Raw genomic sequence first — 17,231 nt, 5'->3', positions numbered from 1 at the left:
TTCTTTAAAACTTAACATATTGTTTTTATTATATATATTTTACAAATAACAACTTTCTTAAAGTAAAAACAAGTAAATTCAAATAATTACATCAACACTTAAGTTTTAATTTGTTTATATCATATTTTTGAAAAAATCAAGAAAAAATAGGAATTTTTACCTATTTTTTTAAGAAAAAAGTAAAGACTAAAAAAAGATAAGGGATTCTGGGAAATTATTCTTCCAAACTTTCGGGCAAGGATAAAACAAATTCTTTTATTTTATCCCTTACTTCCCGGTAAAAATTTAAGGCTTCTTCTTCGCTTTTGGCCTTTACAGCCATACTGGGTGGGTCAGGAAAACCTCGGTGAATCACCTTGCCCGGAAAGTAAGGGCAAGTTTCATGGGCATGGCCACAAAGGGTCACTACATAATCAAATTTTATACCCTTTAGCTCGTCAATGGTCTTGGAATACTGTTTGGAAATATCTATTCCTATTTCTTGCATTACCCTGACTGCCCTTGGGTCCAGGGTATGTTTGAGTATGCCAGCAGAATAGGGTTCAATTGTCTCAGATTTTAAGGCTCTGGCCAGACCTTCTGCCATCTGGCTCCGACAAGAATTTCCTGTACACAAAAATAAAATCTTTTTTTTAGACATAAATATTACCTCTCTTTATACCTTTAAAAAAAGCGTAAGAGCATTTTAATGGCCAGTAAAATAACTAAAATACCCAAAAACTTTTTAACTGTACTGGCTTTCAGCCTGGCTTGCATAAATTGGGTCCCTAGATATCCTCCCAGATAAGCACTAATACCCACAGGAAGCATAAGCCCCAAATTAAAGCTACCCAAAAGCACATAAGCAATAAAACCTGTTAAAGAGGAAAAAGGTACTACAAAAGCAGTAATAGTAGTAACTTTTTTGGGATCATATCCAAAAAGGATTAAAAGAGGAGAAATAATAAGCCCGCCTCCAATACCCAAAAGGCCAGAAAAAAAGCCAGCCACTCCTCCCACAAAGCTCATATACAGCCAATTTTTATCTTCTTTGTATTTATCCTTGCCTTTATACTTACTTCCTTTAAAAAACAACAAAATGCTGGCAGCAAAAAATAAAAAAAGGGTAAAAATAAACAAAACTATTTTTTGGGAAATAAGGCTAGAAATATAGGCTCCAATAGGAGATAAAATAATAGAGCTGAGAATAATGGGAATACCCAAGCCAAAATCCAGGCGCTTGTTTTTGATATTGTCATAGGTAGCACCCACCATACTGATGGTGTTAACAAAAAGTCCTGTAGGCTTGGCCTCTCCCAAAGGTATTCCCAGCCAGGCCAAAACTGGAACCAGGACCAGGGCAGAACCCACTCCACCCAAAGCAAAAAGAAAACTAAGACCAAAAGAAATTAAAGAAATAGTAAAAATTTCCACTTTATTTTTCTCCTATCAGAGCCCTATTTTGCATTTAACAAACTTTATTTTCTAGCATAAATGGGTTTGGGCTTTAATAAAGTAACCAGTTGTTCTGTAGAAGCCAATAAAATCTTTAATTCATCATATCCCTTTTCCAGTAAATAGGCATAGACCATTGCAGCCCTAACCAGAGAAGAACAAAAAATAATCACCAGTTTGTTTTTAGGAATTTCTTCCAAACGCTTAGGAATTTCATTTACTGGAATATTCACGGCAAAAGGAAACTGTAAAAGCTCATTTTCTTCCCTGGTCCTTACATCTAAAAAAAAGATGTTTTCCTTTCCTATAAGTTTTACAGCTGAATCTACTCCTATCCCATGTTGTCCACTACCAAAAAATTCCAGATCCATTTCTAAAAATAATTCGTCTAATCTCATTTTTTCTCCTTATTTTTCACAACTAAAATGACATACTCCTGTAGGTGTTTTTACTGCAGCAATACAGCGAGCCAGCCCAATCACATAATTAAGCCAACCATATACTCTTGATAGCCAGAAAGAAAAGCAATGGCCAATAAAAACATCAAAATAGGTCCAACTATCCAGTTTTGAACCAGGGACAAAAATAAGACCTTCGTGTTTTTAAATACCTCGCCTAATTGTTCGTATTTTACTTTGGCCAGAGGGGGATACATCATCAAAATAAGTCCTATAGCAATGGGCACATTGGTGGTACCTACCTGAAAATAATTTAGGACATCTTTAATTTGGGGGAACCAATAGCCCCCCAACACCCCCACAAACATGGCCAAAAAAATCCATAGAGTGAGAAAACGGTCCAGAAAAGAAAGTTTTTTAATTACCTCAGACATACTACTCTCCCTTTAGCCAGGAAATTACCTCTTCCTTGGTGGGCACCTTACCAGCACACTTTACCTGACCATCCACCACCACCCCGGGAGTGGAAAGCACGCCCATCTTAGCAATTTCTGCATAGTCAGTTACTTTAGTGACATTGGCCATAATGCCAGACTCTCTAATGGCATCCATCACCACATTCATGGTCTTTTCACAATTGGGACAACCAGGGCCTAAAACTTTTACTTCCATAACCAAACCTCCTTTTTTAAATTACCAGATTAAAAATATATCCAACCAGCAAAATACCCATAGCCACAATAGAAGCAAAAACAATTATAAGTCTCTTTTTTAAGACCTTGCGCAAAATAAGCATTTCAGGCAAAGACAGGGCAATAACACTCATCATAAAAGCTAAAACCGTACCCAGAGCAGCTCCTTTACCCAAAAGAGCTTCTACCACAGGAACAATCCCAGCAGCATTAGAATACATAGGTACACCAATAATTACCGCTAAAGGCACAGACCACCAGGAAGACTTACCCATAATAGAAGCCATAAAATCTTCTGGCACATAACCATGAATGCCAGCTCCTACAGCAATACCAATAACAATATAAATCCAGACTTTTCCCACAATATCTTTTACTGACTGCAAGGCATACTCTATCCTCTGCTCAAAACTTTTCTTATCTTCTGTTACCACATTGGCATCTGTTCTAATTTTTAAGACCCAATCTTCAATATAATGCTCCAGATTAAGCCTGCCTATAACAAATCCAGCTACTATAGCCACAAAAAGGCCCGTAAAAAGATATAGCGCTGCAATTTTCCAGCCCAGTAAACCATACAATAAGACTAAAGCTATTTCATTAACCATAGGAGCAGATATTAAGAAAGAAAAGGTAACTCCTAAAGGAATGCCAGCAGTAACAAAACCAATAAAAAGAGGAACAGCTGAGCAAGAACAAAAGGGAGTTACAATTCCTAAAAGAGCAGCCAGCACATTACCCACGCTTTCCCTTTTACCAGCTAAGATTTTTCTCGTCCTTTCTGGTGAAAAATAAGAACGCACAATACCCACTAAAAAAACCACCAGAGTAAGCAATAAAATAACCTTGGGAGTATCATAAACAAAAAACTGTACTGCTTCTCCCAGATGAGAGCCTGGTTTTAAAGCAAGCAAAGAAAAGGCAAACCACTGGGAAAAGGGAAGCAAACTTTTATAAAGTAAAGTCCATATACCCAGCAGCACCAACCCCCAAAACCAATAAAAAAACTTACTTTTGGGATTTTCTCTTTTTAGCTTTTGCTCACTCGCACAAGCGCACTCTAGATTTTCCATCTCTATTTTCCTCCTATTCCTTTTCTCTTAAATTGGGCAAAAGTTTAGCCAGGTCCTGAATTTCTTTTTCTTCTTCCAGCCACCTGGCAAGCAAATCAACAAGTTGCTTGTTCTTTGCTTCCATCTCTAAAGGCAAAAAATAAATCATCCAGGAACCCTGCCTTCTGCTTTCTATAAATCCTGCTTCTTCCAGTATCTTCAAATGCTTGGATACAGTGGGCTGTGCCACTTCCAGCACCTGCTGAAATTCACACACGCACACTTCTTTCTTTTCAGCAATAAACCCAGGATTTTTAACCTGTTGGCATCAGATACGGCTTTAAATATTTTAACAATTTTCTTCATTACTCCCTCCCGTTTTTAGCTATATAGTTATTTGGCTATATGAAGTCAAGGAGTTTTTACTTCCAAAACTAAAAATCCCCTTTTAAAAGGGGATTTTTTAGTACAACAACTTTTCCCTAGTAAGGTTTTAAATCGCCACCATTTCTTCTATGATTCTACGCAGTTCCTGAGCCAGTTTGGCCAGTTCACTTACAGCAGCGGAAGCTTCTCGCATGGCCTGAGAAGTCTCTTCAGAAATGCGGTTAATCTCTTCGGTACTTCTGGTGATTTGTTCAGAAGCAGAAGACTGTTCTTCTGAAGCTGTGGCAATGGCCTCTACTTGAGCCAGGGTATTTTGAGACATTTCTACGATACGCTTTAAAGCCTTGCCTGCCTCTTCTGCCTTCTGGCTACAGGCTAAAACAGTTTCATCCATTTTACCCATGGCCAATACATTATCCTTGGATACATTTTGAATAGAACTGACACTAGTTTCCACCTCTTTAGTGGCATTCATGGTCTTTTCTGCCAACTTTCTCACTTCATCAGCAACCACAGCAAAGCCTCTTCCGGCCTCACCTGCCCTGGCAGCTTCTATGGCAGCATTTAAAGCCAGCAAGTTGGTCTGGTCAGCAATATCTGTAATTACTCCCACTACTTTACCAATTCCCTCAGCCTGTTTTTCCAAATTACGCATATTTTTTACCAAAAATCGGGCTTGCTCTTTTACTTCTAAAATACTGGTAATGGTCTCTTCTACTACTTTTGCCCCTTCTTGAGCCACTTCTCTGGCCCTATTGGCATTTTCTGCTGCTACTGAAGCATTTTTAGCCACTTCTAAAACTGTAGAATTCATTTGCTCCATGGCTGTAGCAGTTTCTCTGGCTCTATCTTTCTGAACCTCACTACCCTGGCTGGCCTGCTCCACCTGAGCAGAAAGTTCTTCTGCAGCTGAAGACAAACGACTGCTTACCACTTCGCCATCCTGGGCTAGCTTAGCTAGTTTTAGTTGAGCCCTCTTCAAATTACTTATGTCCAAAATATATTCAAAGGCTCCAACAATATCTCCTTTTTCATCAACAATAGGATTACCATAGTACTGAATGTAAATATCTTCTCCTGTTGGCCTGGCAATGGTTTCTTCCACTGCACTTTTCCCCTTGGTCATTGCCTGTTTACAGGCGCATTTATCGCTTTGACAATCTTCAGTATGGAAAAAATTATAACATTTTTGCATCTTTACCTCTGCCAGGTCTTTCCCCAGTAAACCTAACCCCACTTTATTCAGGAAAAGAATATTAAAATTTTTATCCATACACATCACAGGTACAGGAGCATTGTCTAAATGCCCCACCAAAACCTCTACCACCTTATTAACTCCAACAATAATATTTTTAAAATCCCCTTCCAGATCTTCACCATTCATTTTAAACAAAATATTACCCTTGGCCACTTCCTCCTTTTGTTTGAGTATTAAATCCTCGATAAAAATAAGCTTGCTCTTTAAGTCTTTTATCTTTTCTACCAGATCAACTATCTCATCACTGCCTTTTAAGTCTATCTCTGCCTTAAAATTACCCTTTTCTATTTCCTGGACAAAACTAAGACCAGCTTTTAATCTTCTGGTTTCAAACCAGGAAAGCAAAACTCCAATCCCTAAAGCAAAAACAATCCCTCCACTCAATCCATACCAGGATAATGTTTTAACCTTTTCTTCTTGCTCCAGCAAAAAAACATATTCTTTAGTCTTTGTCTTTTCCAATTCTAAAATATTTTTAGTGATTAAGTTCTCTAACTTTTCTTTAGAATTGGTAAACCTAGTTTTTGCCCGAATAAAATCTATTCCTCATCTTCTTTCTATAGAAGCAATTTCTTGCATGGAGGCAAAAAAATCAGCTAAACTTTGACTTACGGCTTTATTATCAGAGACTAAAATATTTTTCTCTTGCTCTTTTATCTTCTTAAATTGGTCTAATAACTGGTTAAAATCTTCTTTTTTAAAGTAAATATTACTTATGACCTTTTCCGCTTCTGTTAAATAACCATCTATATTTTTAAAATAATCTATTTCCTTTTGCAGGGAAATAAACTTATCCATGCCCAATTTTAACCTGTTCATGTTATTTAAAACATAAATGGCTACAAAACTAAAAATCAAAGTAGCACCTAAAAAGGCCAAAACCATTTTGTGTAGCATTCTTATTTTCATGACCAATGCTCCCAAATATTTTTTAAAGCTTCTTCTAATTTATTATATTTAAAGGAAAAACCTTCCTTTTGCAACCTAGAAGGAACGACTTTTGCCCCCTGGGTAAGAACCATCTCTCCTTCACCCAGAGCAAGTTTTAAAATAAATCTGGGTACCGGGAAAAAAGCAGGACGCTTTAAAACCCTGGCTAAAGTCCTGGTAAAATCCTTATTGGTGGTAAGCTGAGGGGCACACAAGTTGTAAATCCCCCGGGCATCTTTTTTATTCAAAGCCCAATAAAAGGCCCTGGCTAAATCTTCTAAATGAACCCAGGGAAAACCCTGGTTTCCAGAGGCAATTTTTCCACCTATCCCCCATCTAAAAAAGGGTAGCAGTTTGGCCAGAGCTCCTCCTTTGCCCAAAACCACTCCAAAGCGAAATATAACTACTCGAAGATTAAAGTTTGTAAACTGTAAGGCTTCTTTTTCCCAGTCCTGGCAAATTTTACTTAAAAAATTTTCACCATAAACAAAATTTTCTTCATCCTGCACCCTATCCTCTAAAGGAGCGTAAATGCCTACAGCTGAAGCAGAAAAATAATTACAAGGCCTATTTTGGGTCTTTAAAATGGCCTGGGCCAATATCTTAGTACTTTCTATCCTGCTGGAGTAAAGTACCTTTTTATATTCTTCTGTCCATCTTTTGGAAATGGGAGCACCAGCTAAATTAATCAAGGTATCCACCTTATCTAGTTTCAAAGCCAACTCATCCAGATTAGTCAAATCCTTTCTACCTAAAGGAACAATCTCCAGCCCTTTTTGCTGAAAATAAGCAGCTAAAAAACTACCTACAAAACCACTGGCTCCCAAAATAGCTACTTGCATACTTTACCACTCCTAAAATTATTATTAAACATTATTAAAAAGAAAAAAGGAAAAAAGCAAGTTAAAAATATTAAAGAGTTCTTGTTTAGAACATTTTAACCTTGTAGCCAGGTCTAAAAAATCTTGACTTAACCTGTTTTCTTCTCTTAATACACATAACATGTTTCCCTTAAAAGATTCCATACCCCACAGAACCACTCCTTTTGTGAATTATTTCCTCATTATCTTAAATGTGCTTATCTTTTTCTATGAAGCCTCTCTTCCGCCCTTAGCTCTGGAACACCTTTTCTTTGAGTATGGCCTGGTGCCTGCCAGATATACCTATCCCTTTTGGGCGGTTTATATGGGTTTATCGCCGCACAATTATCTACCCTTTCTAACCAACATGTTTCTCCATGGAGGCTGGTTGCACCTTATTTTCAACATGTGGGCCCTTTATATTTTTGGCGATAATGTGGAAGATAGAATGGGGCATCTAAGATACCTTATTTTTTATCTTCTGTGCGGACTGGGAGCCAATTTATGTCACTTTTATCTCAACTACAATTCCACCATACCTACAGTAGGAGCCTCTGGAGCCATTGCAGGAGTTATGGGAGCTTATTTAATTCTTTTTCCCCATTCCAGGATAATAACTCTTATTCCTCTCTTTTTCATTCCGTATTTTATTGAAATACCTGCTATTTTCTATTTAACTGGCTGGTTTATTTCTCAGCTATTTTCTGGAGTGTTTTCCCTCACTTCTGAACAATTTAGTTCTAATATAGCTTTTTTTGCCCATATTGGAGGTTTTGTGGTGGGAATCTTACTTCTGCCACTATTTAAAAATAAAAACTATCGTCCCTGGTATGCAGATGAATATTATTTTAGCAATTTTTTTAAGGAGTAAACTATGGGATACCTGGATTTAATCTGGTTACTTTTTATCCTTTCTGCCTTGCAACCTGTTTTAAAGCAAAAAATGTTAGAATCAGCCAGACAAAAGTTAATTGCCAGGATAGAAAAAAAAGAAATTCTCGGCTTATTTTATTGATACATCGCCAGGAAACCATGAGTTTTTTAGGATTTCCTGTATTTCGTTATATTGACATTCATGACTCAGAAGAAGTCTTAAGGGCTATTCACCTAACTGACCCAGAAATTCCCTTGGATATAGTTTTACATACCCCAGGAGGATTGGTGCTGGCTTCCCTGCAAATTGCCAGGGCTTTAAAAAAACACAAAGGCAAAGTTACTGTGTTTGTGCCTCATTATGCCATGAGCGGAGGTACTCTCATTGCCCTGGCCGCAGATGAAATAGTCATGACCGAATCCTCTGTCCTGGGACCAATTGACCCCCAGCTAGGAGAATACCCGGCAGCTTCTCTTTTAAGGACTATTGCCCAGAAACCCATTGACAAGTTGGAAGATAAAACCCTTATTCTGGGAGATATGGCCAAAATGGCTATCAAACAGGTAGAAGAAGCTGCTTATGAACTGCTCCAGGGCAATTATGAGGAAGAAAAGGCCAGGGAACTAGCTAAAATACTTTCTGAAGGAAGGTGGACCCATGATTATCCTCTGACCTTTTCTGAAGCCAGTAAGCTGGGACTAAAGGTAAGTAAAGAAATGCCAGCAGAGATTTTACAACTTCTAAGCCTATACCCTCAACCAGTAAGAAAAACCCCCTCAGTAGAGTACTTGCCTATTCCCAGGAAAAACACTTCTAAATGAAGCTGGTCTTTTTAAAGCCTCCTATTGAAGACTTTTACCAGACCAAAATCAGGCTTCAACCCCTGGGACTGGCCTATCTTAAGGCCATAGTAAAAAAATATTTTCCTCAAATAAAAACCAAAATCTTGGACTTTCAGCAGGGCTACCCGGCCAAAACCATACCCTATCCAAAGGAAGTGGCCTATTTAAAGAACTACTACTTTCCCACCGATAAAAGTCCCTTTTCTACTTTTCATCACTACTATCACTTTGGAGCAGATTATGAAGAAATAGTAAGCAAGGTAAAGGAAGAAAGGCCAGATTTAGTTTTAGTTTCTATTTTATTTTCTCCTTACTATAGAGAAGCTTTGCTCTGTGCCCAAAAAATAAAAGAAATTTTAAAAGTGCCCATTTTAGCTGGAGGCACTCATCTTTCTTGTGCTCCTTTAAGTGTTTTAAAAGAAGAATATATTGACTTTGTCATTTATGGAGAAGGGGAAAGGCCTTTAACCAGGTTTTTAGAAGCTTATCTTGGAGATAAAAATTTTACCCAGGTCCCCAACCTGGGTTTTAAAGAACAAGGCAAACCCATTCTAACCCCACCTGAACCCAACTTTCCCCTTCAAGACCTGCCCTGGCCAGATTTCAGTGATTTTTCTCCTGCCAATTACACCTTAAGGAAAAACCTATTGCTTTTATTACCTGCAGTAGAGGCTGTGTTTATAAATGCAAATTCTGTTCAGTAAAAAACACCTTTCCCCATTACAATCTAAGACCAGTTGAAGATGTGATTGCTGAACTAAAAACAAGATACCAGCAAGGATATAGAATCTTTGATTTTGAAGACGATAATTTAAGCTTTAACGCAAAATATTTTTCCCATTTACTTTCAGCCCTAGCAAAAACCTTTTCCGGGCAGGATATAGAATGCGTAGCTATGAATGGCCTGGCCTACTTTAATTTAGACCTGAAAATGCTTTCTTTAATGCAACAAGCTAAATTTAAAGAGCTAAATCTCTCCCTGGTAACCCTAAATAAAAATCTGGCCAAAGACCTATCCAGGCCCCTGGACTTAAAAAAGCTTCAAGAAGTCATAACCACAGCATTTAAACTGGGATTTAAGCTCATTGTCTATCAAATTCTGGGTTTACCTAAGGAAAGTCTGGAATCCATAGTAAAAACCATGTCCTTTATTGCCAGAGAGCCAGTACTGCTAGGTCCTTCTCTTTACTATGCTGCACCTGGCTCTGCCCTCTTTAACCCCAGGCGTAAAGATAAAGACCATTTTTTTATGGCCAGGTCTACCTTTTTAGATACAGAAGATGCTCTTATTAGTAGAGATGAACTCTATTCTTTGTTTATCCTGGCCAGAATCATAAACTTTTTAAAAGGCTTTAAACTTGTCCAGCATATACACCTTAAGGAGCTTTTAAACTATCCAGGTCAAAATCCACGCCAGAATTTAGGCTTAACTATTTTGAGTAAATTGGAAAAAGAAAACCTTCTTTCTGGTTATGACGGCAAAAACTACTTTCCCATTCCTCATTTTTCCTCTAACCTGTGGACTTTTTTTAAAAAAGAGTCTAGTTATCTTACTACCTTAAACAACAAAAAAATTTTTTTAGGAGAAAAGAATGTATAAAAAGACTAAAGAGGGAGTAATCATAGGTAGAATAGGCTATGGAAAAGACCTATTAAGTGAATTAAATGAGATAGTTAAACAAGAAAAGATAAATTTGGGCAAAGTGGAAGCCATAGGCGCCTTACAAAAAGCCACCATAGCCTACTACCATCAAGACTCTCAAAATTATGAACTCATCACCTTTAATCAACACTTAGAAATAGTGTCTCTTATAGGCAATGTATCTTTAAAGGATAATACTCCCTTTGTGCACGCCCACATCACTCTGGGAGACAACAAGGGCAATCTTTTGGGAGGACACCTTTCCTCTGAAAATATTGTTTTTGCCTGTGAATTTCTAATTATTCCTTTTACTGGCCCAAGTTTAGAAAGAAAACTGGACCAACAAACCGGACTTCCTCTCTGGGATATCTAATTAAAAGTGCTTTCCCAGTTGAGCAAAGGCCTTTAGGGATTCTGGGTCCAGGATTTCAATATCTTTACCTCTAGTTAAAAGCAACCCCTGTTCTTTTAAGCTTTTAAAGGCTCGAGATAAGGTTTCTGGAATAGTTCCCAAAAGATAAGCAAGCTCGCTTTTAGTGGTTTCCAGCCTCACTACTTTCTTCTGCTTATCCAGAGCCAGAGAGTAAAGATAAAGGGCTAACCTTTGAGGCACCTCTTTTAAGCTCAAATCCTCCACTTTCTGAACCAGTTCTTTCAGGCGCAAACTAAAAAGCCAAATCATTTTTAGGGCTAAATCTGGCTCTGCTTGAAAAAGCTTTTTAAACTTTTCCTTGGGGATAAAGACCAGAGTACTGTCTTCCAGGCACAAACTATTGGCAGGATAATTAAAATCTCCTCCTAAAACCACTTCTGCAAAAATATCTCCCGGTCCCAATAGGTGTAAAATCTGTTCCTTTCCTTCAAAATTGTTTTTATATATTTTTACTCTTCCTGAAATAATTCCAAAAAATCCTTTTCCAGGCTCTCCCTCCCTAAAAACATGCTCACCAGAAATATAATTTTTTAAAATAGAAATTGATTTTAACTTTTCTAGAACTTCTGTATCCAAAAAAGAAAATAAAGAAATTTCCTTTAATTTATCGATCGTATTCATTTTTAGAATTGTTGTTTATTAAAGAAAGGTAATTTATTCCCTGGAAAACATAGTTTATCCCAGATAAAAGGGTAAACAGTCCAACCAAAGCGTAAAAATAACCAAGTTCTATCTTTAAAACCCAAAAACTACTTTTTGCACCTAAAATTAAAACTACCAGTAATATTTGAAGTAAAGTATTTACTTTACTCACAAAAGAAGGGCGAATATTGTCTTTAATGGCAAAACCCAAAAAGCTAAGTAAGCCAACTCCTCCTAAAATAAGCAAATCCCTACTTACCACCAGGACAGCAAGCCAGCCTGGTACCCACCTGGCAATACCCAAACACACATAAGTGGTTATTAAAAGTACCTTATCTGCCAGAGGGTCCAGCAAGGCACCCAGTTTGGATTTTTGTCTAAAAAACCTAGCAATAAATCCATCTAAGCCATCAGTAAAACCTGCTAAGAAAAATACTCCTAAAGACCAGGCATATTCTTTATCCAAAAAGAAAATCACAAACACAGGAGTAAGTAAGATTCTAAAGACAGTAAGGATATTGGGAATGGTCAGGTTTTTGTTCATTAAAAGCCTAGCAATTTATCCCTTTCTTTATTCCAGCGCACCCAGGGATTTTGTTCATCTTCTTCTAAGGCAAATTTTTTAGGAGGAGCAAAGCGTCCATCTGGATAAAGCACAAATTCATATCCTGCCCCCACAATAACTAACCACTCCTGCAAACTAACTCTTTTAGGTCCTTCTACCTTCTTGGGTCCACTTACCCTCTGAGCCATTAAGGATTTTCCAGGTTTATATTCTTCTGAAACTGGCCTATAACCCACCTGAATTTTACCATCATAGACCAAAAATCTATTATATTCAGCAGCAACTACTGCTCTATATTTGGTGCCAGCAACTCCAGCAACAGCTGTAGGGGTTTCTAATTCAAATTTATTATCCTTGGCCATGAGCTTTTTTACAGAAGCCCAGCATTCTCCTAACATCAATTGAGTTTTCATCTCCCGTTTACTATTTTTCTCATCATACAGGGCCTTAACCAGGGTCAAAGTGGTATTTTCATTAAAGCGTAAAACACTTCCATCTGGCAATACAAGCTCCAACTTGCTCTTCTCTTTTACCTTTATTTCAACAGGAGGAGTGAGAAACTGGCCTATTTGCAATTCCTTATCCTGTACAAAGGCCTTACCTTCTAAATAGTTTACTTTTACTTTACCTTCTACTTCTATTTCTGCAGCCAGGACAAAAGAAGAAAAGAAAAAAAATATTCCCCATAAAAAAATAAATTTTTTCATAATTACTCCTCCAGGTTAAAAACTATATTTTGGGGATGTAAAACTTTTTTAAGCTCTAAGGCAAGCTCTTCTTTGTTTAAGCTCCAAACTTTCCAGCTAGCTTTTATGGAAGGACCACTTAGTTCCACTGTTAGCAAATTCTTCTTCAATACAAATCTTGACCAGGTGCCCAGGTCTTTATCAAATTCCTTTAAACTATCTATGGTGACCCAGCCACTACTAACTAAAGTAAAACTTTCTACCAGTTCATTCATTACCTCTGGTAAATCAAAATAACCTGCCCAGAGTTTTATCCATAAATTTTCCAAGTCATCTGCCTGAATTTCCAATTTGTGCTCTTTTACCACTAACTCTCCAAACCACTTTTCCTGTCCCTTTAAAATAGTTACTTTTAAAGGGGCGTCCACTTTTACTTCTACCCCGGTTAAAGTTTGCAAGCGACTCAGGGTCAAAAATTCTTCTGGACTAACTCCCTTTAAGGTCAGGTCATAGGCCAGTTTTTTATTGGCAGTAAATAGAAGTCCATATTTTTTTAACTCTTGCCGTAAAAGGCTTTTATTTACTTCACAGTCCAGCTTTAACTCTAAAGTCTCTTCCTGCTCCACCCAGGAAAGCTCTCTATAACCATAAATAAACTTATCTATCCTGGGTAATAAAAACTCCCCTAAAATCTCCAGTCTCTGCTTGGATAATTTTTGGTCCAACAAGTTATTGGCTTCTTTTAAAACAGCCTGTAAAAAGGCCTGCTCGTATATTTTGGGTTTTATATCTTTCAAAGTTTCTGCACTATCTTTAGGCCAGATAACTTCTACTTCCACTCCAGCGTAAGCACTTTGCACCCCACATAAAAAAAGCAATATCACAAACAATTTAATTATTTTCAGCATATTTTCATTTCCTTCCCTCAACCTTTGTGGTCAAATCTGCAAAAAAAAGCCTTTAACTGTCAATCTCTTCTTTTAGGTTTAAGTAGTTATCTTCTAGCTTTGCCACTAATTTCTTTGATTTTTATCTTAAATACTCTGGTTTTATCCAGATAAGAAGCAATATATTTCTGGCTCTTATCCTCGTATTCTGAAGCGTATTTCTTTATTAATCCCTTTAACGCCCTTATTTTTTCTTCTGCAAAAACCTCTTCAACTTCTCCACAAACAATAACACTTTCGTATTTGGTACTAAATTTTTCTGGGATAAGACAGGTATGCCCAACTACACAAAAAGAAACAACAGGTTGAAACTGAATATTATCTATTTTTTTCCCTTCTAAAGCACAGTGAAAATAAATACTATCATCTAAAAGACAATAATTTATTGGAACTCCATAAGGCCTATTTTCTCCATCTACAGTGGAAAGAACTCCAAATTCACCCTTTTCCAAAAGAGTAAGAGCTTCGCTTTGACTAATCTGCCTATCTTTTCTACGCATAGTACTTTCCTTTAAAATTAAAAAAATGCACTGGATGAATTTCATCCAGTGCATTTAAAACTCTACTCAAAACCATTTACTAGAATAATCTAAGCATATCTTTTAATTTTTTTATAGCTAAAACCGCATCTACACCAGAAATAGTTTGGTCTGGATAAAACTCTCCACTTCGAATATCTGTACTCAAAAGCCCTCTAGTGGTACAAAGCATAACTGCATTAAAGGCATAATGAGTGGTTGGAATATCAGGAATATTGCTCTCCTGACCAATAAATTCTGTGGCCAGTTTGTTATTTCCAGTGGCTCTAATTAAAATATCTTCAAAAAGTAAAGCCATTTCCACCTTAGATACTGGTTCATTGGGTCTAAAGGTGTGATCTGGATAGGGTTGCAAGCCTCTAACTCCTAAACCCACAACCATAAGAATGTCGTTTTTCAAAGGATGATCGGCAATGTCCTTGACCTTGTTCTCAGTGTAAATATCTTCAAACTTCATCTGCACGCCTTGAGGGGCTTCAAAGGTCTTTTTCTCTGCTTCTTGAGTTTTAGTATAAAAACGCTTTACATTTAACTCTTCAATCAAAAGGCCAGCCAGATCACCTCTGGTTAGTTTATCCACCAGCACAATTTCCTTGCCCAGCTGACTCTCAGGGGCTGCTCTATTGGCCTTTTGAGCTAACTGCCAGCGCAAGTCAGCCCTTTCTTCCCAATCCTTATCTCCCAGGGACTTTACCCTGGCATACATTTCTTCTGCCTTATAAAAATCTAAACCATAAAGATAAGCTTCTCCTAAGTAAAAATAAAGCTCAGGAGAATTGGGTTTAATTACATTGCCCCTGCTAAAGGCTTCCTTGGCTTTGGTTATAAGCTGATAGTCAGAAAGTTTTTTCTGTTTTTCAAAGCAATATAAGCCCTTATCTCAGAGACAAGGGTCCAGATTTTTTCTTCCTTACCTTTAGCCTTTTGTTGGCCTTTGGTTATAAGTTTTAAACCATCCCTATCCCCTTTTATAACCTGAATAAGTCCCTTTCCAGCCAGAGCAGGCCCATAGTCTGGATCCAGACTCAAGGCCTGTTCAAACTCCTCTTCAGCCAGGTCCAGCTTATCTTCATCTAAATAGGCCACTCCCTGCTTATAGTGATGCAGTGGATTATCCATCATTCCCTGGGGAGCCCTTCCTTTGGGTGTACAACTGACCACCAGTAAAAAGAGTACCACCAGGACAAAACTCAATCTTTTATATACTTTCATCCTTCTATCTCCTTTTTAAGCTAATCCAGGATAATCATAACTTTACATTTTTCCAAGAAACTCTGTTTTTGACTTAAAGCTCTTAACTGGTTGGCACTGGCATTGTCTATAACCAAATCAGCCTTGCCTTTACCCTTCACCTGAACAGCTTTAGCTACAAAAGGCATATTCGCCACTCTGGGATTGGATTTGGCTTTCTCCAAATCCTTGGCATAGCCAGCCATTCCCTGCTGAATGGCGTATTCACGGCTGACAAAAGCAGAGCCATAAACTTCCTGGCCATTTTCGTCATAAATTTTGGGACTCATAGCTGGTCTGGCTCCAAGGCCTCTGGCATCTACAATAAGACCGGTATAAACCATTTCAGGCTGAGGAGCAGGCATGGCAGGTGTAGGTTCTGGCTGAACTTGAGGAGGCTGCGGAGCAACAACTGGGGGCTGAGGTACATTTACTTGAGGTTGGCTGGGTGCTACCGGAGGTGTAGGAGGAGTTAAGCGCTCTGGCTTTTGAATTTTTGTCCCAAAGGGGATAGTAGGAGGTAAAAGTACATCAGCCAGGCCTCCTCTCAAACTAACTCCCACGGTCACTTCTACTGAACCATCAGACATGTAAGCAATGTCCAGGACCTGGGAATTTTGTAAAAAACCCTGTACTCTAGAGATAATTATGTCGTTGGTGACCATATAATTTTGAACCGTGGTAGTAGAATCAATCTGTACCCCTTTTAAAACTTCCAATAAATTTCTTCTAGCCACTACAGTAGCAGCCCTTACAGCCATTGCTCTGGCTTGAGCCATATTCACTGCTGTAGCCGGTGGAGCACCTATGCCTGTCGCAGTAACCAAACCTGTCTGCCAATTCACCTTTCCGTTTTCAAAAGTCTGGACATAAGCATAGTCCATTATTGGTTGTTGCGCTAAAGCCATTCCATAAAACCCAAGGCCAAAAGCCAAAAAACAAACTAAAAATAAAAATCTTCGCATATGCTCCTCCTATTTTTTTTCTATTTTTCCCAAATAATATAAAGCTGACTTATTTCTTGGCTCATAAGTTAAAGTTTTTTGCCAATAAAATCCAGCTTTTTTAAAATTTTTCTCTTGATAAAACTTTAAAGCTAATTCATTATAAACTTTAGCCAAATTATATCTGGCTTCGTTGTTTTTAGCATTTATCTTTAAAGATTTATCCCAGGTCTTAATGGCTCTATCTACTTCACCTCGGTTATAATAAACCCAGCCCAGTTCATTTAAGGCCTTTACATATTTGGGATTTAACTCCAGGGCTTTTTTTAGCTCCAACTCAGCGTTATAGACCATGTCCAAACCCAAAAAAGCCAGGGCCAGGCGATAATGAGTCTCTGGGTCGTCAGAACCTACCTCCTGGGCTTTACGCAAATATAAAATACTCTGTTTTAAATTGTGCTCCACTGCATAAACCACTCCCAAAAAATAATAGGCATTGGCATTATAGGGGTCTAACTTTAAAACTTCTTCAAATTGAGAGGTAGCTTCTTTGATTTTGTTATCTTTTAGCAAAAGCACTCCCAGCCAGATTCTGGCAAAGGTATTGTCTTTAGAAATAGCTACCACTTTACTAAAATACTTATAAGCCCTGGCAAAATCTTCTTGCTTGGCACTTAAAAGCCCTAGTTGATTTAGGGCAAATTCATTGTTGGGGTCTAGCCTAATTACCTTTTCAAACAAGGCCTTAGCTTCTTTTAACTTTCCCTGGTAGTGAAGGTCTGAAGCCTGAAAAATAAGGTCATTAATATCTTCTGCATAAGCAACTACACTGAATAATAAAAAAAAGATTGTAACTAACCCTATCTTTTTTAACAT

The 17,231-nt window shown here is 37.8% G+C and carries 24 protein-coding genes and 1 pseudogene; 6 read left to right on the top strand and 19 right to left on the bottom strand.

Annotated features, from left to right (window positions below; translation table 11 throughout):
* Positions 1-214: 214 nt before the first annotated feature.
* The 10 genes and pseudogenes from ACZ42F_RS02510 to ACZ42F_RS02465 all read right to left on the bottom strand — a co-directional run bounded on the left by ACZ42F_RS02510 (position 215) and on the right by ACZ42F_RS02465 (position 6,993).
* A complete protein-coding gene (locus tag ACZ42F_RS02510) occupies positions 215-640 on the bottom strand; it encodes an arsenate reductase ArsC (protein WP_029970065.1) in 426 nt (141 codons plus the stop codon).
* Between the two features lie 23 nt (positions 641-663).
* Complete coding sequence (locus ACZ42F_RS02505) at positions 664-1,413, bottom strand: sulfite exporter TauE/SafE family protein (RefSeq protein ID WP_464279620.1); 750 nt, start codon at positions 1,411-1,413, stop codon at positions 664-666.
* 44 nt (positions 1,414-1,457) lie between these two features.
* A complete protein-coding gene (locus ACZ42F_RS02500; RefSeq protein ID WP_464279619.1) occupies positions 1,458-1,832 on the bottom strand; it encodes a rhodanese-like domain-containing protein in 375 nt (124 codons plus the stop codon).
* 51 nt (positions 1,833-1,883) lie between these two features.
* A pseudogene (locus ACZ42F_RS02495) lies at positions 1,884-2,266 on the bottom strand (arsenic resistance protein); the annotation flags it as partial.
* Position 2,267: 1 nt separating this feature from the next.
* Positions 2,268-2,504 (bottom strand): thioredoxin family protein, encoded by a 237-nt coding sequence (locus ACZ42F_RS02490; protein WP_029970070.1) that lies wholly within the window; start codon positions 2,502-2,504, stop codon positions 2,268-2,270.
* Between the two features lie 16 nt (positions 2,505-2,520).
* Positions 2,521-3,597, bottom strand: coding sequence for a permease (locus ACZ42F_RS02485; RefSeq protein WP_029970071.1), 1,077 nt, complete (start codon positions 3,595-3,597; stop codon positions 2,521-2,523).
* A 13-nt stretch (positions 3,598-3,610) separates the two neighbouring features.
* Positions 3,611-3,877 carry an ArsR/SmtB family transcription factor gene (locus ACZ42F_RS02480; RefSeq protein WP_464280298.1) on the bottom strand — a complete coding sequence of 89 codons (267 nt, stop codon included), beginning with the start codon at positions 3,875-3,877 and terminating at the stop codon, positions 3,611-3,613.
* Positions 3,878-4,069: 192 nt separating this feature from the next.
* The gene (locus tag ACZ42F_RS02475) at positions 4,070-5,683 is read right to left on the bottom strand and encodes a methyl-accepting chemotaxis protein (RefSeq protein ID WP_464279618.1); all 1,614 of its coding nucleotides are present in this window, start codon (positions 5,681-5,683) and stop codon (positions 4,070-4,072) included.
* An 84-nt stretch (positions 5,684-5,767) separates the two neighbouring features.
* On the bottom strand, positions 5,768-6,130 hold the full coding sequence (locus ACZ42F_RS02470; protein ID WP_464279617.1) for a hypothetical protein: 363 nt from the start codon (positions 6,128-6,130) through the stop codon (positions 5,768-5,770).
* Positions 6,127-6,993: a TIGR01777 family oxidoreductase gene (locus ACZ42F_RS02465; RefSeq protein ID WP_464279616.1), complete on the bottom strand. Its 867-nt coding sequence runs from the start codon at positions 6,991-6,993 to the stop codon at positions 6,127-6,129. Before ACZ42F_RS02465 ends, ACZ42F_RS02470 begins: the two co-directional genes overlap by 4 nt.
* Positions 6,994-7,153: 160 nt before the next feature.
* Here ACZ42F_RS02465 and ACZ42F_RS02460 point away from each other — a divergent pair, with 160 nt between their 5' ends.
* The 6 genes from ACZ42F_RS02460 to ACZ42F_RS02435 are packed head-to-tail and all read left to right on the top strand — an operon-like array spanning position 7,154 to position 10,742.
* Entirely contained in the window at positions 7,154-7,882 is a 729-nt protein-coding gene (locus tag ACZ42F_RS02460) for a rhomboid family intramembrane serine protease (RefSeq protein WP_464279615.1), read from the top strand.
* Positions 7,883-7,885: 3 nt separating this feature from the next.
* Positions 7,886-8,026 carry a hypothetical protein gene (locus ACZ42F_RS02455; protein WP_464279614.1) on the top strand — a complete coding sequence of 47 codons (141 nt, stop codon included), beginning with the start codon at positions 7,886-7,888 and terminating at the stop codon, positions 8,024-8,026.
* Complete coding sequence (locus tag ACZ42F_RS02450; protein ID WP_464280297.1) at positions 7,963-8,706, top strand: SDH family Clp fold serine proteinase; 744 nt, start codon at positions 7,963-7,965, stop codon at positions 8,704-8,706. Before ACZ42F_RS02455 ends, ACZ42F_RS02450 begins: the two co-directional genes overlap by 64 nt.
* On the top strand, positions 8,703-9,431 hold the full coding sequence (locus ACZ42F_RS02445) for a B12-binding domain-containing radical SAM protein (protein ID WP_464279613.1): 729 nt from the start codon (positions 8,703-8,705) through the stop codon (positions 9,429-9,431). Before ACZ42F_RS02450 ends, ACZ42F_RS02445 begins: the two co-directional genes overlap by 4 nt.
* Entirely contained in the window at positions 9,374-10,327 is a 954-nt protein-coding gene (locus ACZ42F_RS02440) for a B12-binding domain-containing radical SAM protein (protein ID WP_464280296.1), read from the top strand. The genes ACZ42F_RS02445 and ACZ42F_RS02440 overlap by 58 nt, the downstream gene beginning before the upstream one ends.
* A complete protein-coding gene (locus ACZ42F_RS02435) occupies positions 10,320-10,742 on the top strand; it encodes a PPC domain-containing DNA-binding protein (RefSeq protein WP_464279612.1) in 423 nt (140 codons plus the stop codon). The genes ACZ42F_RS02440 and ACZ42F_RS02435 overlap by 8 nt, the downstream gene beginning before the upstream one ends.
* Here ACZ42F_RS02435 and ACZ42F_RS02430 read toward each other — a convergent pair whose 3' ends face one another.
* From ACZ42F_RS02430 to ACZ42F_RS02390, 9 genes are all read right to left on the bottom strand, one after another.
* The gene (locus ACZ42F_RS02430) at positions 10,743-11,423 is read right to left on the bottom strand and encodes a Crp/Fnr family transcriptional regulator (protein ID WP_464279611.1); all 681 of its coding nucleotides are present in this window, start codon (positions 11,421-11,423) and stop codon (positions 10,743-10,745) included.
* Positions 11,407-11,988, bottom strand: a complete 582-nt coding sequence (locus ACZ42F_RS02425) for a CDP-alcohol phosphatidyltransferase family protein (RefSeq protein WP_464279610.1) — start codon at positions 11,986-11,988, stop codon at positions 11,407-11,409. Before ACZ42F_RS02425 ends, ACZ42F_RS02430 begins: the two co-directional genes overlap by 17 nt.
* Positions 11,988-12,716, bottom strand: a complete 729-nt coding sequence (locus ACZ42F_RS02420; RefSeq protein ID WP_464279609.1) for a FecR family protein — start codon at positions 12,714-12,716, stop codon at positions 11,988-11,990. The genes ACZ42F_RS02425 and ACZ42F_RS02420 overlap by 1 nt, the downstream gene beginning before the upstream one ends.
* Before the next feature lie 2 nt (positions 12,717-12,718).
* Positions 12,719-13,603, bottom strand: a complete 885-nt coding sequence (locus ACZ42F_RS02415) for a hypothetical protein (protein ID WP_464279608.1) — start codon at positions 13,601-13,603, stop codon at positions 12,719-12,721.
* Positions 13,604-13,689: 86 nt separating this feature from the next.
* Complete coding sequence (locus tag ACZ42F_RS02410) at positions 13,690-14,142, bottom strand: pyridoxamine 5'-phosphate oxidase family protein (protein ID WP_464279607.1); 453 nt, start codon at positions 14,140-14,142, stop codon at positions 13,690-13,692.
* A gap of 79 nt (positions 14,143-14,221) precedes the next feature.
* Complete coding sequence (locus ACZ42F_RS02405) at positions 14,222-14,887, bottom strand: S-layer homology domain-containing protein (protein WP_464279606.1); 666 nt, start codon at positions 14,885-14,887, stop codon at positions 14,222-14,224.
* Between the two features lie 116 nt (positions 14,888-15,003).
* Positions 15,004-15,393, bottom strand: coding sequence for a hypothetical protein (locus ACZ42F_RS02400; RefSeq protein ID WP_464279605.1), 390 nt, complete (start codon positions 15,391-15,393; stop codon positions 15,004-15,006).
* Positions 15,394-15,413: 20 nt separating this feature from the next.
* Positions 15,414-16,376, bottom strand: coding sequence for an LPP20 family lipoprotein (locus ACZ42F_RS02395; RefSeq protein ID WP_464279604.1), 963 nt, complete (start codon positions 16,374-16,376; stop codon positions 15,414-15,416).
* Between the two features lie 9 nt (positions 16,377-16,385).
* Entirely contained in the window at positions 16,386-17,231 is an 846-nt protein-coding gene (locus tag ACZ42F_RS02390; protein ID WP_464279603.1) for a tetratricopeptide repeat protein, read from the bottom strand.

This window comes from Desulfonauticus autotrophicus, assembly GCF_055381725.1.
The sequence above is the reverse complement of the archived record's forward strand: the minus strand, read 5'-3'. Positions and strand labels throughout refer to the sequence as shown.